The organism is Flavobacterium shii, from assembly GCF_025847235.1.
GTDB lineage: Bacteria > Bacteroidota > Bacteroidia > Flavobacteriales > Flavobacteriaceae > Flavobacterium > Flavobacterium shii.
In genome coordinates this window covers 433,433-454,974 of record NZ_JAOZEW010000001.1, presented here as the reverse complement: position 1 = coordinate 454,974, position 21,542 = coordinate 433,433, and the positions used below count along the sequence as shown (strand labels likewise).

Annotated in this window: 14 protein-coding genes and 1 other RNA gene; 6 read left to right on the top strand and 9 right to left on the bottom strand. The window is 32.6% G+C overall.

Annotated features, from left to right (window positions below; genetic code table 11):
• Positions 1-22 precede the first annotated feature (22 nt).
• Positions 23-373 carry an arsenate reductase (glutaredoxin) gene (gene arsC, locus OIU83_RS01915; protein ID WP_264204588.1) on the top strand — a complete coding sequence of 117 codons (351 nt, stop codon included), beginning with the start codon at positions 23-25 and terminating at the stop codon, positions 371-373.
• Between the two features lie 89 nt (positions 374-462).
• Positions 463-2,919, top strand: coding sequence for an outer membrane beta-barrel family protein (locus OIU83_RS01910; protein ID WP_264204587.1), 2,457 nt, complete (start codon positions 463-465; stop codon positions 2,917-2,919).
• 72 nt (positions 2,920-2,991) lie between these two features.
• Here the strand turns inward: OIU83_RS01910 and OIU83_RS01905 are convergent, their stop codons facing one another.
• Positions 2,992-3,156, bottom strand: coding sequence for a hypothetical protein (locus tag OIU83_RS01905; protein ID WP_035621077.1), 165 nt, complete (start codon positions 3,154-3,156; stop codon positions 2,992-2,994).
• A 309-nt stretch (positions 3,157-3,465) separates the two neighbouring features.
• On the opposite strand from OIU83_RS01905, the gene fumC reads away from it, so the two are divergent.
• Complete coding sequence (fumC, locus tag OIU83_RS01900; protein WP_264204586.1) at positions 3,466-4,863, top strand: class II fumarate hydratase; 1,398 nt, start codon at positions 3,466-3,468, stop codon at positions 4,861-4,863.
• A 146-nt stretch (positions 4,864-5,009) separates the two neighbouring features.
• Here fumC and OIU83_RS01895 read toward each other — a convergent pair whose 3' ends face one another.
• Complete coding sequence (locus OIU83_RS01895; RefSeq protein ID WP_264204585.1) at positions 5,010-6,212, bottom strand: NAD(P)-dependent oxidoreductase; 1,203 nt, start codon at positions 6,210-6,212, stop codon at positions 5,010-5,012.
• Between the two features lie 247 nt (positions 6,213-6,459).
• On the opposite strand from OIU83_RS01895, the gene OIU83_RS01890 reads away from it, so the two are divergent.
• Both OIU83_RS01890 and ssrA read left to right on the top strand, forming a co-directional pair.
• The gene (locus tag OIU83_RS01890) at positions 6,460-7,659 is read left to right on the top strand and encodes a serine hydrolase domain-containing protein (protein ID WP_264204584.1); all 1,200 of its coding nucleotides are present in this window, start codon (positions 6,460-6,462) and stop codon (positions 7,657-7,659) included.
• Between the two features lie 120 nt (positions 7,660-7,779).
• Positions 7,780-8,176, top strand: a transfer-messenger RNA (tmRNA) gene (ssrA, locus tag OIU83_RS01885).
• A 162-nt stretch (positions 8,177-8,338) separates the two neighbouring features.
• On the opposite strand, the gene OIU83_RS01880 is transcribed toward ssrA, so the two are convergent.
• The 5 genes from OIU83_RS01880 to OIU83_RS01860 all read right to left on the bottom strand — a co-directional run bounded on the left by OIU83_RS01880 (position 8,339) and on the right by OIU83_RS01860 (position 13,532).
• Positions 8,339-9,178, bottom strand: a complete 840-nt coding sequence (locus tag OIU83_RS01880; RefSeq protein ID WP_264204583.1) for a DUF4249 domain-containing protein — start codon at positions 9,176-9,178, stop codon at positions 8,339-8,341.
• Positions 9,179-9,182: 4 nt separating this feature from the next.
• Positions 9,183-11,795, bottom strand: a complete 2,613-nt coding sequence (locus OIU83_RS01875; protein ID WP_264204582.1) for a TonB-dependent receptor — start codon at positions 11,793-11,795, stop codon at positions 9,183-9,185.
• A 101-nt stretch (positions 11,796-11,896) separates the two neighbouring features.
• Complete coding sequence (locus tag OIU83_RS01870) at positions 11,897-12,742, bottom strand: FecR family protein (protein ID WP_264204581.1); 846 nt, start codon at positions 12,740-12,742, stop codon at positions 11,897-11,899.
• Positions 12,743-12,754: 12 nt separating this feature from the next.
• Positions 12,755-12,964: a hypothetical protein gene (locus OIU83_RS01865; protein ID WP_264204580.1), complete on the bottom strand. Its 210-nt coding sequence runs from the start codon at positions 12,962-12,964 to the stop codon at positions 12,755-12,757.
• Between the two features lie 46 nt (positions 12,965-13,010).
• Entirely contained in the window at positions 13,011-13,532 is a 522-nt protein-coding gene (locus tag OIU83_RS01860; RefSeq protein WP_264204579.1) for an RNA polymerase sigma factor, read from the bottom strand.
• A 384-nt stretch (positions 13,533-13,916) separates the two neighbouring features.
• Between OIU83_RS01860 and OIU83_RS01855 the strand changes: the two genes are divergently transcribed.
• The gene (locus tag OIU83_RS01855; protein WP_264204578.1) at positions 13,917-14,114 is read left to right on the top strand and encodes a hypothetical protein; all 198 of its coding nucleotides are present in this window, start codon (positions 13,917-13,919) and stop codon (positions 14,112-14,114) included.
• A 246-nt stretch (positions 14,115-14,360) separates the two neighbouring features.
• Here OIU83_RS01855 and OIU83_RS01850 read toward each other — a convergent pair whose 3' ends face one another.
• On the bottom strand, positions 14,361-15,002 hold the full coding sequence (locus tag OIU83_RS01850; RefSeq protein WP_264204577.1) for a porin family protein: 642 nt from the start codon (positions 15,000-15,002) through the stop codon (positions 14,361-14,363).
• A 69-nt stretch (positions 15,003-15,071) separates the two neighbouring features.
• Positions 15,072-21,191, bottom strand: coding sequence for a M4 family metallopeptidase (locus OIU83_RS01845; RefSeq protein WP_264204576.1), 6,120 nt, complete (start codon positions 21,189-21,191; stop codon positions 15,072-15,074).
• Positions 21,192-21,542 lie beyond the last annotated feature (351 nt).

The window sequence follows — 21,542 nt, the reverse complement described above, 5'->3', positions numbered from 1 at the left end:
TTACTTCTTTAAAAAAATAATAATGATACAAATATATCACAACCCACGTTGCGGGAAATCAAGAAATTGTCTGGCTTTTATCGAGAATACAAAACAAGCCTATGAGATAATCCCATATCTTACCGAAACGCCTTCATTTGCGGCATTAGAAGAATTACTCCAAAAACTAAATTTAAAACCGATAGAGCTGGTTCGAACTAAAGAAAAAATCTGGATAGATAATTTCAAAAATAAAATATTGAGTGATACCGAAATTGTACAAGCAATGGTCGATAATCCTATTTTGATAGAAAGACCGATTGTTGTTAAAGACGGGAAAGCTATTATTGGTAGAGATTTAGAATTGGTAAAACCTTTTTTAGAAACATTATAAAGTGTTCAATTAACATTTTTTTGTGATTTTTCATTTTAAACCTACAGTTACATTTGCAGTCTAAATGCCAAATAGAAACTACCAAATAAATGAAAAAAAATCAATTAGTCATCATGCTTGCATTCCTTTTTACAAGCATGCTCAGTTTTGCACAGCAACCTGATACGCAAAGAATAAAAGTAAAAGTTACTGGTAAAGTAGTAGAAAAGATAAGTAATCAACCGCTTGAATACGCTACAATTACCTTAATAAATGCAAGAAATCCCAAAGCCATTGCGGGAGGAATTACCAATAATAAAGGGGAGTTTAGCGTAGATGCTGTTCCGGGTGTTTATGACATCAAGATTGAATTTATTTCATTTAAAGTAGTTGAAATCAAGCAAAAAAAAATAACGGAGAATACCGATTTAGGACTGGTAGGATTGTCCGAAGATGCAAATCAGCTTAATGAAGTGGTTGTTCGTGCCGAGAAATCTACAGTCGAAATAAAACTCGACAAGAAAGTATATAACGTAGGTCAGGACATGATTGTAAAAGGAGGAACAGTAAGTGACGTTCTCGACAATGTACCATCTGTATCTGTCGATACCGAAGGAAATGTAAGTTTAAGAGGTAGTGATAATATTAGGATTTTGATCGACGGAAGACCTTCAAACGCTATAAACGTAGCCGAAGCATTACGTCAAATCCCTGCTGATGCAATTGATAAAGTTGAGGTAATTACAAACCCATCTGCACGTTATGATGCCGAAGGAGGATCAGGATTAATAAACATTATTCTTAAAAAAGGAAAAAATCAAGGATTTAATGGAACTTTTATCGCCTCTACTGGTATTCCAGAAACTTACGGAATAAGTGCAAATGCGAATTATAAAACCAAGAAGGTAAACTATTTTACAACTGCAGGATATAGTTACAGAACGAATGAAGGTGGTGGTTTAACAAATTCTGAATATTTAAATCCAGATGGTTCTATTAAAAGTTATCTTGATGAAAAAAGAGATACCAAAAGATTAAGAAAAGGTTTTAATGCCAGAGTAGGAGCAGAGTGGGAGATTACTCCAACAACATTTTGGACCAATGCCATCAATTATCAAAAGAATAGCGGAGAAGATAAAGACTTGATTAACTATAATAATTTTGATGTAAATCATGATTTTACTGGTTCATCTTATAGATTAAGTAATACTAATACGGCTAGTGATAATGTCGAGTTCACATCAAACTTGGTTAAAAACTTCAATGATAAAGGACATAAATTTACTGCAGATGTATCTATTTCCAAAAACAATGATGATAGCAATGGTGTAATCACGGGTTCGCCTAACTTTAATACAACGTTAAATAATCAGGTTCAGAAACAATTCCAGATTCAGGCCGATTATGTATTGCCGTTCGGAGAAGGAAGTCAGTTTGAGGCTGGTTACAAAGGAAATTTCAATGATTTAGATAACGTATACAATGTAAATACCGACGATCAAGGAAATCCAATCCAGAGTTTCTTGTCCAATACATTGGTTTATAAAGAGAATATAAACGCACTTTATACACAATTTGGTGCAAAAATTAAAGAAACTAAATTCTCTTATCTTTTAGGATTACGTTGGGAAGACAGCAATATCGATGTTAATTTATTGGATACAAATAATTTCAATAATAAGAAATACAACAACCTTTTTCCAAGTGCATTCCTGAATTATGAAATATCCGATAACAGTAGTCTTTCTCTAAGTTACAGTAAACGTATTTCCAGACCAAGAGGGCGTTTCATGAACCCTGCTACAAATTATGCCAGTAATATCAATATTTTTAGAGGAAATCCAGATTTGAATCCCTCACTTACAGATAAATACGATGTTGGATACATAAAACGTTGGGATAAAGTAACTTTTAATACTTCATTGTATTTTGAGAATACAACCGATGTATTTACATTCGTAAGATTACAAACTGGAGATAATGTTGATGGGATTCCAGTTATTTTAAGTACACCGATAAACTTAGGAAGAGAGCAAAAAATAGGATACGAATTCACCGTAAACTATACGCCTTTTAAATGGTGGAAATTAAATACCAATTTTAATCTTTATAATCTAAATACAACAGGAGATTATACTTATAGTGATGCTAATAATTTGGTAATCACAGAAAACTTTGACAATCAGGCAACCTCATGGTTTGCTCGTATAAGCTCAAAAATAACTTTACCATACAAAATTGACTGGCAAACCACTGCTATGTATAATGGCGCACAAAAAACCGCACAAGGTAAAAACTTGGGACAGTTTGGTGCTAATTTGGCTTTTAGTAAAGATGTCATGAAAGATAAAGGAACTATTGCTTTTAATGTAAGTGATGTTTTTAATTCGAGAATCATGAAAACAGAAACACATTTGGATAATGTGAATTCATATAGCGAAATGCAATTCCGTAAACGTCAGTTCAATCTTTCATTTACTTACAGAATAAATAAGAAGAAAACCGACCGTGAAAAACAAGCTCCCAAAAATGAGAATAATGATGGAGGAGGAGAATTTCCTGGATAAATCAGGTAGTTGATAAATAAAAAAAAGGACTCGTGAAAACGGGTCCTTTTTTTATGTAGTAATCAAATTAATTTAAATTGATTGCTCTTTCTTTGCTTTTCTTTCTTTGTACATTTCCCATAGCGCTCCGCCAATCCAATATTGAACGAAACCTACCAAGAAGAACATTAACCAAAATCCTATTGTAAGGATGGTTAAGAAAAGTAAAAAGCCTAAATACTGTGAAAATTCAAACATGTTTTCCGGAATTTTTGAATGTAGGCACAAATGTAGGCCTAATATTTTTTCTTACCAATAAAAAACTAAATCAATTTTTATAAAAAAGTAATTATCCGTATTTTTGAGGTCAGTTTAAAAAAAATATGTTCAAAATTTGTTTCAGGAGCTCTATCCAGCTGTCCGCTATATCTTTTTTGGTCCGAAAAAAGCCCAAAAAAGGATGCCGCTTCCATCTGGGCTAGAAAATCTAGTTTGCGGAGATAGTTTTCAGTGACAGTTTATAGTTTACATGAATTTTTATATAATAACACACATAAATACATTAAAATGAAATTCAGAATAGAAAAAGACACCATGGGAGAGGTTCAGGTTCCTGCAGAAAAATACTGGGGAGCACAAACAGAACGTTCTAGAAACAATTTTAAAATTGGACCATCGGCATCGATGCCAAAAGAAATCGTAGAAGGATTTGCTTACTTAAAAAAAGCAGCTGCTTATGCAAACCATGATTTAGGTGTTTTACCAGTTGAAAAAAGAGATGCCATTGCAGCAGTTTGCGATGAAATCCTGGCAGGTAAATTAGATGATCAATTTCCGTTGGTAATTTGGCAAACAGGTTCAGGTACGCAAAGTAATATGAACGTAAATGAAGTAATTGCAAACCGTGCACAAGTTTTAAAAGGATTTGAAATTGGAGAAGGAGAGCAATTTATCAAAGCCAATGATGATGTAAACAAATCACAATCATCAAATGATACTTTCCCAACAGGAATGCACATTGCAGCTTACAAAGCAGTAGTTGAGATTACTATTCCGGGAGTTGAAAAATTAAGAGATACACTTCACGCAAAAGCGGTAGAATATAAAAATGTTGTAAAAATTGGTCGTACACACCTTATGGATGCAACACCACTTACTTTAGGACAAGAACTTTCGGGATATGCTGCGCAATTAACTTATGGTATAAAAGCAGTTAAAAACACTTTAGCACACCTATCAGAAGTTGCTTTGGGAGGAACAGCAGTAGGAACAGGATTAAATACACCAGCAGGATACGATGTAAAAGTAGCGGAGTACATCGCTGAGTTCACAGGACATCCATTTGTTACTGCCGAAAATAAATTTGAAGCACTTGCAGCACACGATGCAATCGTAGAATCTCATGGAGCATTAAAACAATTGGCAGTTTCACTAAACAAAATTGCAAATGATGTACGTATGCTTGCTTCAGGACCACGTTCTGGAATTGGCGAAATCATCATTCCGGAAAACGAACCAGGATCTTCTATCATGCCAGGAAAGGTAAACCCAACACAATGTGAAGCATTAACAATGGTTTGCGCTCAAGTTATGGGTAACGATGTTGCGATTTCGGTAGGAGGAATGCAAGGGCATTATGAGCTGAACGTTTTTAAACCAGTTATGGCTGCAAACTTCTTGCAATCGGCTCGTTTATTAGGAGATGCTTGTATCTCATTTGATGAGCATTGTGCACAAGGAATTGAACCAAATTACAAACGTATCAAAGAATTAGTAGATAATTCATTAATGCTTGTAACGGCTTTAAATACAAAAATTGGATATTACAAATCGGCAGAAATTGCTCAAACAGCACACAAAAATGGAACTACTCTAAAAGAAGAAGCAGTTCGTTTAGGTTATGTAACTCCAGAAGATTTTGATGCTTGGGTAAAACCAGAAGATATGGTTGGAAGCTTAAAATAATTATAAATTATGAATTGTTAACGAGGAGTAATAAATTAAAAAACCCTGCAATGTTTTTACATTGCAGGGTTTTGCTTTTTTATCCGCTAAATAGAGGTCATGGGGAATTAATAATTGACAATTTATAATTAACAAATAAAGAGAGATTACTTCCCGTCTACATAATCTTGTAAGTAACTAAATCGCGGTGTTAACTTTCCGTTTTCGGTCATTTTGGCTCTTTGTAAAATACCGTCTTTGTCGCCATTAAAAAAGGCTGGAATCACATGTTCCATAAATTGTTCTCCAAACCCTTCACTAGCATCTTTTGGAATTTCTGAAGGCAAATTATCTACAGCCATTACTACAATTGCAGCAGGATGAAAAACATCAACTTCTTTATTTTCGCCAGGGAAATAGCCATACAATGGCTCAGCAATTGTCGATGCACGAAGCGTACAAGCAATAGGGCCATTTACATCACAAGAAATATCGGCAACCACTTTTATCTTGCAATCTTTCGATTGAAGCATTTCTCTGGTTAATATTACTGGAGCTGTGGGAGCATGAAAATGTCCTGTGAAATAAATATCAGTTACTTTAGTATATTTTTCAAAATCAGACACGTATTCTTCTGGATGTTCGTAAAAATCGGTATAATCCAAAATTTGTCCATCTTTACGCTTGTTATAATCCAATACGTTAAGTTGTACGTAAACCGCCTGAGTATAATTTTTAGTTAAGTAATTATCTATAGTAACCTCTTTTATCTTAATGGCATCAAGAATCTCCTTGGCACCGTTACCTACTTTTCCAGAACCAGTAATTACAAACTTTAAAGGAGGTAAAGTAATGCGTTTTAAATGCGCAATTAGCGCTTCTTTTCCAGATAAAGTATCCGCTTTTGGTAATTTGAATAATTCAAATTTTATACCAAAAGCGCGTATACCATTATATACGCCAACAATTCCTGCATATCTTCCAAACCCAATAAGTCTATTATTCTCAGAATTTACAATTGTTTCATGGTCGTATAATTCGATATTTTTTTCTAAAATAGCTTGTAATAATTTTCGATTACTAGGAGTCTTTTTTATAGTATGCGAAAAGAAAAAATAAGCTTTATTTGGAATTAAACTCTCAACAGGAACTTCTTTTACTCCAAAAAGTATATCACAGTCCGAAACATCATCAGTAACCGTTATCCCCAAGCTTTGGTATTGAACGTTTGTAAAAATTCGAATATCCGAATTTTCTACAGCTACAGTAGCTTCAGGATAAAGTTGTTTAAGTCGAACCAGCTCACTTGGAGTAAATACAACTCTCCTGTCTGGTGGGTTTTTTCTTTCTTTTATAATTCCAAACTTCATTTATTAGTGTTTAAATATTGTATTAATATAACTTTTTTGTTTAAATTTGTTTTAAATATAACAAATATAGTTAAAGTTTTGTTGTTTTTTTTTAAATATTTTGAAGCTAAATTCATTAAAACCTGATGCTCAATAGGCTGGTGAAAATTAAGCTTAAAACTGTGTTAAAATATAGAAATTTCGTTCAAAAATGTAATTAAACAAAAGTATTCAATTCTATATATTTGTTTTTCCTAGAATCCCACACATGAATTTTATTAAAAAAGCAAATATAACACAATTCCTTTTCCTTATTTTAGTTTTAAGCTCTTGCGGAAAAGATAAAAATAGCAATACAGCAATTACTGCCGATGCAGTAGAAGATACACTTCCTAAAATGAAGCCAATGCTTCATGAAAAAAAACTTCCTGCAAATTACGTTGCAGCAATAAAAAACAAAGTAGATAATTTTTATAATAAAAACTGGCCCCATAACTGCATGAATGGAGGTTTCTTGGTAGCGAGAAATGGAGAGATCATTTATGAGAAATATGAAGGTTACGCAAATAAAAATGAAAAAACAGAAATAAACAGTAATACACCATTACATATTGCTTCGGTTAGTAAAGTACTTACAGCGACTGCAGTTTTAAAATTGGTTAATGCTGGAAAACTTGATTTGGATAAAAAGGTAAATACGATTTTAAAAACATTTCCTTATCCGGATGTAACAGTTAGAATGTTATTGAACCACCGAAGTGGTATGCGTAATTATGCTTATTTTACCGATAGAGATACTTCGGTTTGGGACAGACACAACCAGTTAACAAATCAAGATGTTTTAAATATTATGGCTACAAAGAATATTGGTTTGGAGTATAAAACCAATACTCGTTTTACATATTGTAATACTAATTATGCAATGTTGGCTTTAATTATCGAAAAAATTACAGGCCTAAGCTATAAGGAAGCAATGACGCAAATGATTTTTAAACCATTGGGTATGACAAATACTTATGTTTTTGATTATGAAAAAGACAGAAAAACAGCTGTTCCATCTTATAAAGGAAACAATGTCGAGATAGGAATGGATTATCTTGATGCTGTTTATGGGGATAAAAATATTTATTCTACTCCTCGCGATTTATTAAAATTTGACAGAGCCAGAAATGCACCGGATTTTTTAAAACCAGAATTACTTAAACAAGTTTTCGAAGGATATAGTAATGAGCGTAAGGGTGAAAAAAACTACGGACTAGGCATCCGAATGATTAATTGGTATTCTGGACAGCACTTTTATTTTCATAACGGTTGGTGGCATGGAAATACCTCAGCGTATATAACGTTAAGGAAAGAGAATGTTACAATCATTGCGTTGTCTAATAAATTTACCCGAAATACGTATGCAGTGCGTAAATTGGCACCAATCTTTGGCGATTATCCTTTTGTTTTTAAAGACATCGAGTAATAAATTCCTAATACATAGGTTTGGCATAAAAATTGGATTAAATATTTTTGAAAATTAATTTCAAATGATGGTTCAAAAAGCGTAATTTTGCAATCTCAATTTTTTTTATTGAAAATAAATGGGGTCGACTGGTTTTGACAGCAAGTCGAATTGAACAGTAAGCACGTCGAGCATTGAGACCTTGCTCGTAAATATAAGATCTTACAATTTTACACGGCGAAAATAACTACGCTTTAGCTGCATAATCCGAATTATAGTACGATTAAGCCACGTTCCTATCAGATAGGAAAGCTGGATTCTCCTTGAAAGCCTTGGTTTGTGGCGGTCAGTACAGGGGAACCGTAAAAATAAACCTAGATTTCCATGAGCTTCGGGTGGATTTCGAAATTAAGAAGATAAGTGTTGAGTGGTTGTTCCTGACCTAGCTTAACATCGAAAATCTAATCAGGAAATAAACGTGTAGAAAGCTCTTTAGTTGCTTGTTTGGACCCGAGTTCGATTCTCGGCGACTCCACAAAAAAATCCTGTAAACTTGATGTTTACAGGATTTTTTGTTTCTCAAGAAGATTTTAAAAATTGGATTATTTCCGTTCTTTTTATTAAAAACAATCAAAATATACATCTGACATAAATTATTTATATGTCAGATATATTTACAAATCAAGTTTCAATTAAATTCTTATTTTACCGTATATGTCATACGGTTTGCTTCACAAAGCCTGAAATAGCCTAATGCAAAATTATTAGTGTCAGTTGTATTGATTATATTACCTCTGATATTGCCTGGTACTGCACCAAAAGGATTTGCATTTGTAGCCTCTAAAATTAGATTCATATAGTTATAAAAGTTCTTAGAAATACCACGATGTGTTATGTTAAGAGTTATTCCTGGCTTTAGATCTGCATCTGAAAATTTTTCGACTAATTCATTCCCATTAGCAAATTCATCAGTTGTTGATGTGTATTCTGGAAAAGGAGACAAAACACTTTTATAGTCCGTTAGATAATAATTGGTCTGATCTACTGGGTCTTTATAATAAAATGCTACCACAATAAGATCGGGTCCAGATATATCGGCCATAAATTCTTGATCTATTCTATCAATTGGCGACACAGAAACTAATTTTTCTATTGCCGTTAAGCTCTGTCCATCGACTTGAACAAATAATTTATATTCCATATTAATTACAGGAACAAAATTAGTACAAACATATAATCCTGGCTCTGCTTCATTAAATGTAAAAACAATTCCATCACTATTTTCTACTCTTACCTGTGCTCCTGAAACCTTTGGTGTAGTGCCACTATAATAAGGAGCCATTCTGCTTATTTTTATCGACTGTTTGCTGCCACTAGTTCCTTTTTCCCAAATTATCTCAGCGTCAATCACTATTTTAGGATCTCCAGCTTCTAAATCAAGCTCAACAACCTTATCACAGGATAGAAAAAGTAAAATAAAAAGAAGACTAAATAAAGTAAATGCTTTATTTTTTAAATTGTATTTTTTTAATCTTAGCATGCTATTAAAATTTAAAATTATAAGAAACACCTGGTACTAATCCGTAAATTGACAGTTGTCTGGACTCATTAGCTCCCGTATTATTATTTTGTGAAAACATCATCGATGCAGCATTTTGTCTATTATAAAGATTATAAATACTAAATACCCAATAGCTTTGCCATCCTTTCTTTTTATCCGGTTTAGGGGTATAGGTTGCACCAATATCCAAATGATGATATGCAGGAAGTCTGTTTGCATTTCTCAACGTATAATTGGGTACATTTCTTCCTCCAAATTCATAATAACCATTTGGGTATGTTACCGGCTGACCTGATTGTAAGGTAAAATTAGCATTAAAGGACCATTTAGGATTGAATTCATAATTTGCAGTAATATTCAGATTATGCAATTTATCATATCCTGATAAATACCATTCACCATTAGCAATACCCGGTTCTTGAGGAGTTCTACCGGGCGTTTTTTGTTCTGCCTTAGACAAAGTATAAGAAACCCATCCTGTAAAACGACCCGTATTTTTTCTGAATAATAACTCCATACCATATGATCTTGCTTCCCCATTCAGGATGTCCTGCTCTATATTATTGTTACCCAATAAATTTGCACCATCAATATAATCGATACGGTTTTTAATTTTTTTATAAAATAACTCTCCTTCAAAAGAGTACTCCCGCTCCTTAAAATTTCTGAAATATCCTATTGCATATTGATCCAGCATTTGTGGTTTTGTAAAAGGTCCGCTTGGCGTCCAGATTGTCATAGGCAACGGAGCACGGGTATTAGACAACATATGTATATATTGTGCCATTCTGTTGTAGCTTGCCTTTACAGAAGTTTCATCATTAAAAGCATATGATAATGCCAATCTTGGTTCAAGGTTATTAAACTTACTGATGGTTTTTCCTTTTCCGTAGTATGTACTTCCGATTGGTGTTGCTTCTTCATAAATATGGTATAACGGATTGTATACTACTGCTTCTCCATTTTCATACGTACTGATACTCTCGCCACCTAAACGATAAAATGTACTATAACGAAGGCCATAACGAAGATTAAGCTTTTCTGTAATCTGATTTTCGACATCCAGATATGCAGACGTTTCTAAAGCATATTTTTTATCTAATTGATTGTAATTAAACTGCGAATTAGCACCATACGGTCGTACTGTTCCCGGATTAAAATCATAATATAAACCATCAATACCGTAGTTGAGTTTAAAATTGTCTGATATCGTATGATTCCAGTTGTATTTAAGCCCGTAGTTGGTAATCTTGCTATCCCATTCAAATTTTTGAAAAGGTATTTGTAGATTAAATTTATAATCACTGTAAAAAACAGAAAGGTTCGTATTTAACTTTTCAGAAAATTTATGTTTCCAGCTAAACGTTCCCATAGTATTACCGTACGTACTGGCAAAAAAATTATTAATATCAAATAAATCATTTCCCATATAACCAGAAAAAGCAATTGTATTATTGGCCCCTAAACGATAATTAAGCTTGGCATTAATATCATAAAACATAACAGTACTCTTGATATCTGTAAGTTTTAAAAATAAATGCGCATAAGAAGCACGTCCTGCAATAACAAACGAACCAACATCTTTTTTTAAAGGTCCTTGCACCAAAAGGCGGCTTGATATAAGACCAATTCCTCCGTTTATTTTATAATCATTAAGATCTCCCGTTTGCTGAGTTACATCAAGAACTGAAGAAACGCGTCCTCCAAATTTAGACGGAATCCCTCCTTTGTATAAGTCTAATCCGCTAACGACGTCTGCATTAAAAATAGAAAAGAAACCAAACATATGAGAGTCCCCATATACTGGAGCACCATCTAAAAGAATCAAATTCTGATCAGCAGCACCTCCACGAACATTAAAACCTGACGAAGCTTCGCCGGCATTCGTAACCCCTGGCAAAGTCAATAATGATTTTAAAGGATCTGCTTCACCCATAGCAGTTGGAAGTCTTTTAATCTCGGCCATTGAAAGTTTATTAACACTCATCTGAGTATTTTTCACATCAACCGCCTTGCTTGTAGTTATGACTACCTGCTCTAACTCGTGACTGTCTGATTCCATATTGAAATCAATTTTAGTATCATCAGAAACCGAGACTTGTTTTTTTTTATTTTTAAACCCCATGTAACTCACCAAAACAGTATAAATCCCATTGTCTAGGTCTAGAGAGTATCTTCCGTTTTTATCGGTTGTTGCTCCTATTTCGATTTCTTCAACATATATATTTGCTCCAATAACAGGTTCTCTGTTTTCATTAAGAATTTGTCCGGTTAGTTGATTCTTTTTTTTAGTTGTTTTTGAAGATTTTTGCTTGACAAAAATATTATTGCCAACAATAGAAAATTGGATCAACTTGTTCTTGTTCAGCTCACTGATAAGTTCTCTAATTTCTATATTTTTATAAGTGCTTTTTTGGGTAAAATACCTTTGATTTGTATCAATTTGATCCGTAAAGGCAAATTTAAAGTCGGTTTGATTTTCAATTTGTTTAAATAACTCTTTTAGAGTTATAGTTTTATCTACAGTTACCGTGATATTTTGAGAAAACATACAGTAACTGAATAAAAAAAAGCATGCTGAAATTATATGCTTCATGAAATTTTGTATTTTTGAATATTATTAAATGGAATAGTTTTATACTATTCTTACTATGAGGAAGGATGTTTAGTTTCGCGGCTAGTGCATCCTTTTCTTTTCTATTGAAAAGTAATCTGTTTTAATTTTTCATTTACTTCAAAGTTTAGATTATACATTTCTGATATTAATTGGACAATTGTTTTTAAATCTTCTTTTTTATTGATTCGAACTGTAATTCTTTGATTATAATATTCCTGCGGAATAGTTACTTTATAACCGTAATTCGACTCAATATAAGTACTCACGACACTCAGTTTTTCATTATCAAAATCCGTAAACCTGTTAAATTCGGTCACTACAGCTGTTTTGTTTCCATAGGTAAATTTTTCACCAGGTTTTAGTATCCATTTTTTATCCTGATTTTTCACACTCATCTCAACGCTTCCTTCATAAAGTTCAACGGTTACTTCTTCTTGAGTATATCCTTTAACTGTAAATGAGGTACCTAATACTGTAGTGGTAGTTTCGTTACAAACTACTTGAAAAGGATGTTTTTTGTCTTTTTTAACTTTAAAGTAAGCTTCACCTGAAACTTCAACTTTTCTATTAATAGCAAAATTATTACCATAGACAATTTTAGAATTCGGACTCAATTCTACGCTTGAACTGTCAGGAAGGGCTACGGTTTTTATTACAGAAGTAGTATTTTTAATTACATTTTCGGCAAGAGTTGTGCTGTTACTTAAAGGGCTACTATTAAAATAAATACCGGTTCCAATAAGAATGAAAATTAATACTGCTGCCGCTGCTGCATAATAACGCCAAGGTTTAGATTGCTGTTTTTTAGAAGAGAATGTCTTCGATTGAAATTGTTTCCAAGAAGCTTCTTTTTCATTATCAGAATGTAAAATGGGTGTTTCATCCCATATTTTTTTTAATTCTTCGTCTAATTTCTTTTGGTTCATATTTTTTGATCGTTAAAGTTTTTGACAATAAAATCCCTGCTTGGTAAAAACACCATAAACCATTTCTTTAATATCTCTGTTGGTTTCGATTTTTAGAATGTGATTAGGATTTTCCAATTCAAAATTCATTATACAATCAGAAATTTTAAACTGCAGAAGAACTACAATAAAGTTTGCATCTTCCATAGTTGTAACATCTGTTTTATAAGACTCAATATGCATTTTATGTTTTCGTTTATATATATAACAAACGAGAATATAAAAGTTCCTAATGCTCTTCGATTTTTTTTCTAATAAATTTACTGGCAAGATAAATATGATTGGCAATGGTCTTTTCAGAAAGGTCCGTAATTGCAGCAATCTCCTTATAGCTAAGGTTTTCCAGTTTGTGTAAAGTAAATATTTTTTGTTGCTGTTCAGGAAGCAGATTTATGAAGTTATATAGCTTTTCTTTTCTTTCTTCATAAATTCCTGTTTCAACATCCTCTTGCTCCATTTCGAACTGAAAAGGATCAAGTTGAATTATTTTATTTTCTCTGTTAAGATGATTTATGATGATGTTCTTGCATATCGTAAACAATTGTTTATCAAATAAAACATCTTCATTAAGTAATTCCCTTTTATTATATAGTCGTAAAAAAGTCTCCTGAACGAAATCTTGCGGGGTAAGGACGGTAAAGTTAAATCGCTTGGCTATGTTTATCAGTTTATCATAGTAATTTAGATAAGCCTCCTTGAAAGAAGCTTCATTACCTTTTTTTAAACTTAAAATAAACTTTTTGTTGTCCATAACTTAAATATGATAACTAATCTTAACTCAATGTTCAAAATAATATGACATTCTAAACTCGATTGTTAATACTACCTTATTCATCTTTCAAAAAACTTTAAGGTACAAAGAACAACAATTTTATTTGAAAAATTATTCAAGAGAAAAAATATAGTATAAAATATTATACTCTCTATATCGATAATACCTTTAAAATTTACTCAATTATGGATGGTTATTTACATATTACTTATTTATAGATAAGCCAATAGACAGCATGTAACAATTATAAACAAACAGTCAATTTTTTGAAAATGTAAGATGTATAAAAGCTATATAATACTCGGGATAAAGAAAGTTTTGTTTGGAATTTTGTACTTTTATAAAAGCAAATAAATTTATGATATGTCAATATCCAATCAAAATGTAGATCCTATTCAGTTTTTTCATGGTAAGTCTGTGGATAGACCTGCAGATTGGAGCATTTTTTCTTTAGAACCGATCCGAATTGAATTTCTTTCTTTTGAGCAAACACGTTTTTACAAAAGAATACTATTTGGAAAAATAGGTCAAAGTTGGGAGACTACGGTATTACAACCTTAGTAGCAGTGTTTAGAATGTTACTTGGTATTCGAAATCAAAAATGAGTATTTATTTTAAATTTAGCCCACTGTTATATGTGAAACGATAGGCTGATTTGTAATTAGTACTCAAAGTAAATTAAACAAAGCTCTTTAATTGCTTACTTGGAGCCGAGTTCGATTCTCGGCGATTCTAGAAAAAAAGAAGCCGTTTCAAAACAAAAAAATAGAGACAGCTTCTTTTAGGAAACTACAAGAATAACTAATTCTATTTAAAAAAATAACCAATCGATATTTGAAAAACTCTATTTTTTATATCATTATTAATGAAATAATCTACATCACTTTCTTTAAAAACATTAGAATAGGAAATGTTATATCTTAAGTCTGCATAAAATTTATCTTTAAATTGATAACCTAATCCAAGATTTACAGAAGTATCAATACCACTTGAATATTCTTTTAAATTAAAACTATCATGGTTTTCATAGCCTAAAAAATCATCTTGGTATTTATTATTAGCTTTAAGAAGTATTCCTATTTGTGGTCCTGCTTGAATACTTAATCCTTCTAGTACATAATACTTTAGCATTACAGGGATGTTTAAGTAGTTCAATTTAATCGTACTGTCATAGTTAGAGTTTGTTACATCGTTATCAGAAAAAGAAACCTTTGTTCCTTGCTGACTGTATAACAATTCTGGTTGAAGCGAAAAGTTTTTCGCTAAAGGGACTTCAACCATAATCCCTCCTGTAAATCCTGTTTTACTTGATGAGTTCATTTCGCTTTCATCAAAATTTAGGCTCGAAATGTTTAAACCAGCTTTTACGCCTAATTTAACTTTTTGGTTTTGAGCTATAATGGGCACGCCTAAAAAAAGTGTGCATATAATTAATATATATATTTTCATAGTATTTATTGTTTTAAGAATGATAACTCTCAAAAATGAGAGTTACCATATTTCTATTTGTTAAATTTGTTAGTTCTTAATAACCTTGGTTGTATATTTCTTGCCTTGTACATTGCAGTCTAAAACATAAACTCCAGGAGCTAATGCGCTTACATTTATGTTAGATGGAATGCTTGTATATGTTTTACTCCACACTGCTTTACCATCGATTGCATAAATATTGATTTGTGCTTCTCCCTCAGCTTTATCTGCTAAGAAGATATTTATAGTATCAATTGCTGGGTTAGGGAATACTCTAAAAGCATTTGTAATTTTCCCTATAAGCATACCTTTTGAATCAAATGGAGCTGAAATACTACTACAACCATTATTATTGGTTACTTGAAGGCTATAATCTCCTTCCCAAATTGTAACTATAGATTTTTCGGTTGCATTTGGTATAGGTCTTCCGTTTAAGAACCATTGGTACGAAACGGCATCGGCTGAAGCGGTTAGCTTTTTATCAGCTACTACCTGAATTTCTGGAGTAATCATCTGAAGAATTGAAATGGTAGTACTAAAAGTTTGACCAATTCCATTTTCATTATAAACAGTTACATAATAATTCCCGTTTTCTGTTGCAACGTAGCTAGAATCTGTAGAGCCATCAAACCATTCGTACGATTTGTAATCTCCAGGAGATAAAGTAACCTCAGGACCACAGATAGCACCACTTGCTAATTCAGATTCGAAAGTATCAAATGTTGCGGTGATTTTTTCTGTAAGTATACATCCATTTTTCATCGTTACGGTTACGGTATAATCTCCTGCTTTATTTATTTCAATACCGTTAGAAACATCGGTTGTATTCCATTTGTATGAAGTAACTCCTAATTTTTTAGCACTAAAATTAGTTGAGGCGTCAATGTATAAGCTCTTGCCTGCATATCCATGAATCGTTGGATTGTCGAATATTTTGAAATCTGATGTAACCTCTTGGTATATATAGTTCTTAATCTCATTATTTTGTTGAATTGCATTATTTTCTAATTTTGCAATAATGTTAAATACATGAGAGTCCCCACTTAAATCAAGTTTAGGCTGTTTTTTGAAAGTATATTCAATGCTTCCTCCAACAGGAATTGCAGTTTCAACAGATTCTGTAATAGTTTTATTTGTATTGAGATATCCTAAAATTAATTGTATTGCATTTGCTGCAATTACAATTTGCCCTTCATTGGTTAGTTTAACTTTAACTTCGGTTCCACCACATACATCTTTTGGAGATACTATTTGCATTGATAAGTCTAATACAGGATTAGTGATTACTTTTAAATCATCTACTACCATATAAGAATATCCAGTTGTCAAAGAATGTCTAAATCGCAGCATTACAGATTTTCCAGCATATTTATTTAAATTAACTGTCGCTTTTTGCCATTCTTTGTCTACGTGGCTTCCTTGTAGAGAGACTTTCCATACTTCGTTCCATTCACCTCCAATAGATTTAACATCCACAGCAAAAATATTATTACTGTTACTATCGATTGCATAATAAAATTCCATTGCAGTTGCATTTTCAGCTAACTTATTTAAAGGGAATATTAACTCTCCATTGTTAGAACCATTTTCAAGTGGATGGTAAAGCATCTTTGCAGCACTATCTCCCGTATGATCTTTCACAGGAATTAATAAGTATTTATTATCAGGTTTAACAACTACTTCCCATGGAAAATCTCTATCACTTTGACCCGAAACAAAACCTTTTGTTCCAAATAATAAACCTTCAGGTACATTAGAAAAAGTTTCAGTATCTAAGTTTGGTGCCTTTGCAATGACCTCAAAAGATTTTGTAAGACTTTCTGCTTGTGCTTTTGGTTGTCCGTTTGAAATTATTTTTACAGTAATATCATAATTTCCTGCTGGTAATTGCGGAATACCATCTGCTGTATATACAATGGTTTGATATTGTAATATCTGATTATTTCTTTCAACTACAATTGGTTCACCTACTGCTTTACCATTTTGGGTAATTTGATATTCGATTGTAGCTTTATCAACTTTATTATAAAATACATTTTTTGCACTGATAAAAAATTCGTGCGAAGGCGCATCTTCATAAACAGTTTCAGGCATACTTAAATTAGATATCTGCAAATAATTTGCTATTTCTTTAAGCTTAATATTGTCTACAGCAAAACCACTCGCAAATAGTCCATTATCATCATGCTGAAAGGCTACAAGAACACAAGATTTTCCAGCATAAGCGCTTAAATCTACTTGATATTCGAACCAATTACTGAGGTATGGCATCTTAAATTCTGTTTTCCAGGTTACACCTCCATCTGTACTTACTTTGACGTATCCGTCTGAAAGACCATATCTATCTCCAAAGCCATCAAATGATAAGTGTGCTCCTTTATAATTACTCAAATCAAATACCGGTGAGATTAACATATCGTTTGATGAGTCGCAATTACATTTATCATCGTTACTCGCCATAAAATTAGTATGCTCCGTTAAGAACCATCCTGGGGAACCTAATTCCTTGCTTGTTCCATGTTTCCAGCCTGTAGCGTTTGCATTTTCAGTAGTTCTCCATCCTTTATATTTGGTTACATCTTCGAAATCCATTGCATAAGGAAGTACAGATACTTTCATATCTTCATTGTTCCAATTATCGTAACCAGTTGTTAAAGAGTTGTTTTCAGGTTTAACCTCTTTAGTCATGTCTTCTGGGAAAACTGAAACTGTAATAGTATTCTCGCCGATGCTTTTTAAATTAATATTTGGAATAGAATAGGTGAGTGTATCTCTAAATTTAGTAAATACTAATGTTGTTTTTTCGGTTTTTGAAAAAACTTCATTTTTTGCATTATCAAGGATTTTTGTAGTAATATTAACTTGCTCGCTTGTGGTTGCAAAATTATTAATGATTTGTGCCTTTAGAGTTATGTTATCATTGCTAATAGTACAAGTACCAGCGTCTAGTTTTGCAGCTATAACTTGTAAATCATAAGGTGCATTACCTACCCGGATATTGTCTATAAAGGCACCTAAATACCTACTGCTATTATTATCTGTAACTACACGAAAACGAATAGCAGCTTTTTTGCCTGCAAGTTCAGCCAAACGCATGCTGTATGGAGCTTTTTTTAGATCATTATTAATTCCGCTAAACCATGGTCCTGGTACTAAATCATTGTAATGTACGGTATCAGGATAATCGATTCCCATAATTTTTTTCCAATTTTTATTATCTTCTGAGTATTCAACAATTAAGCCGTGATATCCTTTATAAAATAAATACATCAAGTCAAACTCAACATACGGAGAGGCAACATTAGTAAAATCAAATATTGGTGATTGTAACGTAAAATCAGCATTTAGCTGCATTAGCTCCGTAGTACCTAGAGTTATAGTTGCCCATAAATATTTTGAATTGGTATCTCTAAACGAATAAGTAGTAGGCTGCCAAATAAATTTTTGAGTTGCCAGTAATGATTCAGAAAACCAACCTCCAGGAGTTCCTTCAAAATCTTGAGAATACGGAAATTGAGTTATTATTCCGCTATAAACAGCATTTATGGTTTTGTTATTAGTTGTTTCAGGGTCTTGACTGTATGTTACATACGCTTCATAGGTATGTGGTCCGGTAGCAGATAAATCGACAGTACGATCAAAAGGGATAGTCATTTCTGAGTTCCCTTTAAAAGCTGTGGATAGTGTAATATTTTTCCAAACAGTTTCATTTCCAGGAAGTGTATTTAGATATCCTATTTTTAACTGAGATCCTGCTGGGATATCCTGACAACCTAAATTAAAAATAGTAAGTGCTAATGGATAATTTGCTGATAATATTTCTCCAGTATACGCTGGAAGATTTAATCTGACAAGTTTAAGGTCAAAATCTTTTTGAGCAGGCGGAACCAATAAATCGACTACAAAAGAAACTCCGTCTTTTGCTCCAAACTCTTCAATAGGTTTGAAATCAAATTTTACTTCTACATAGTTTACAGCAGTTGCGCTTATTGTGTAAGGAAGATTCTCTTGAATTTTTATAATAATTTCTTCGCCTAGTGCCAAGTCTTTAGTAAAACTGATGGTACTATCTTTAGTATACAGCGTATTGAATCGGCCACCAAAGCCGGCTGTCATCAATCTCAATTTGTAATTTAAACTTTCATTTGCTTTAATTACAGTAGATCCAGTGTTTTTAATTTTAATATAAAAGGGTTCATCTCCTTTTAAAGAACCACAAGCAACAGAAGGTTTTTCAATAGAAACAAGTGCAATTTGCTTATCTGCATAAGAGGCTCCAACCCCAATAGCATACCAAGCATTAGTAACTTGTTTGTATTCTTCAGAACTTAATCCGTATAAATCTTCTACAACCATTAAACTTGCCTGACGCATATCGCTAAAGTTTGAAGCTGGAGATAAATACTCGGTGAGGGTTATGTAAGCAATTTTCTCTGCTTTGGCAAGACCAATAGCTTTAACATCGTAGCTGTTATTAAGATCATTTACACCTTGGCCACCTTCACTTAAAAGGTAGAACCAGTAATTTGTGATTCCGCTGTTAAAGTGTACACCTCCATTATCATAAGTAGTATTTAATGGATTTACCCAGTTTACTCCTCCGTAAGTGTCTGGCTGACCTTGTGCCTTCGGATTAGACATGTTTCTCATACTTCCATGAGTATATAACTCATTACCCAGCATCCAAATATCTTCTTTTTTGTCTTTTCCAACATAAAATTCAACCGATACGCCAAAAATATCACTGAAAGATTCGTTTAAAGCACCTGATTCTCCTTGATAGATTAAACCGGCCGTAAAACGTGTTACTCCATGCGTTAGTTCATGTGCTGTAATTCCTAAACCTACATAGGGTGTGTTGTTACCATCTCCAAATTGTGCCCATCCACCAGTCCATGAAGCATTTTCAACATTAGTCCCTAAATGTGCAAGACCAATAATTGTCATTCCTTTGTCATCAATACTATTACGATTAAATTTTTCGCCATAATATTCTATAGTTTTTTGCATACCCCAGTGAATATCTATAGCCACCTCATCATGGTTTTTATTATGCAGCTCATTCCAGATATTATCTTCATCAATAAATTCTGTGATTACTTCATCTGAAGCATTATCGGCATGATTCATATTCCAGGTATACATTGGCACATTATATTTACCTTGTAGCCCTTCTAATCTGTATCCGTCAGCATATTGTTTTGTATTAAATTCTACTTCTCCGGAATATCGTGATTTACCTTTACCTAAACTTTGACCTGTATAGGTAGCATCTCGATTGAGATCAATAATAAGAATTACTTTTCCTGAGTTTGCATCGACATACATGGTTTGGCTGGATTGTGGATTGGTCGCGTAAATATCAAATTTCCATGTGAGAAAGTATTCCTTTAGTTCAGAAGAAAAGTTAGGTCCAACATAAACCAATTCACCTTGCGGTTTTGCGCTTATATTTTTATCCAATAAAGAACCTAATTTTTTATTTTCCCAAATGTATTGCTTCGCATTTATAGTTTTAAGTGCATTTTCTAAAGCTGTAGCTGCATTTATTTTATAATTGTTATTTACTGATAACTTTTTAGCTGTAAAACCAAATGCATCAATCTTAGTTTTATTTTCCCTAACCTTATAAATTGCTCCTTCAACAGGAAGATTGTTATGCAACTGCTGATAAGTAGCGAGAGTTCTGCCATGATTATCTGAAACTGATTTTAATTGCATTTTATCAGATGTAGACAAATTAAAATCTCCTTTTTTAACTTCAAATACATTCCTTGCAGTTAAATTGGAAGATTTAGCAAAAGATTTAACCTTCGTAGTGTCTTGTGAATTTGTTTTTTCGGTAGTATTCGTTAGTTTTTGTTCGAATAAATTTTGGCTCAGTTGTGCTTGTTTTAGCACTGATTCACTTTCTGCTACAGAAAGTTCTTTGCCACTTATGACTTCTTCTTTTGGTATGAAGAGATTATCGGCATCTTTATCCTGACTAGAATTTGGATCACTAGTTCTCTTAGAAACTTGTTCCTTTGTTTCTTCGGGTACTCCTAAGGCGGTTTTCACGCCATCATTTTTGATATTTTGATAAGGCGTCTGAGCCATTCCCACGGAGCAGGCAAAGAGACTTAACAAAATAAACAAATACTTGGTTTTGAAGTAAATTTGGTTCATTGTTTTAAAATTTAAATTAATAGTATAGTTTGCTTAGTTAATAGTGGTTATAATTCATAGTAATGCAAAAAAGAGGTTTCTAAGAATCAATTTGGTATTTAATTTTCAGGATTTTCTTTGGTTATTTTTTCGAGAATCTTCAAGAGGGTTTCCTTTTTTATTTTGGTTTCTTCTAAAAGTTGGTCTAAGCTTTTAGGAGGGGTATTTTTTTTCTTCCGATTCATTCTACTCTATTTTACTATCGAGTTGGTAAATGTAGAATGGGCACTTCTGTTTAGAAAAAAATAGACTATTGCAAAAACACTCTTACGTAGAAATAGGTCACTTAAAAAACACTCATAAAAAAATAAA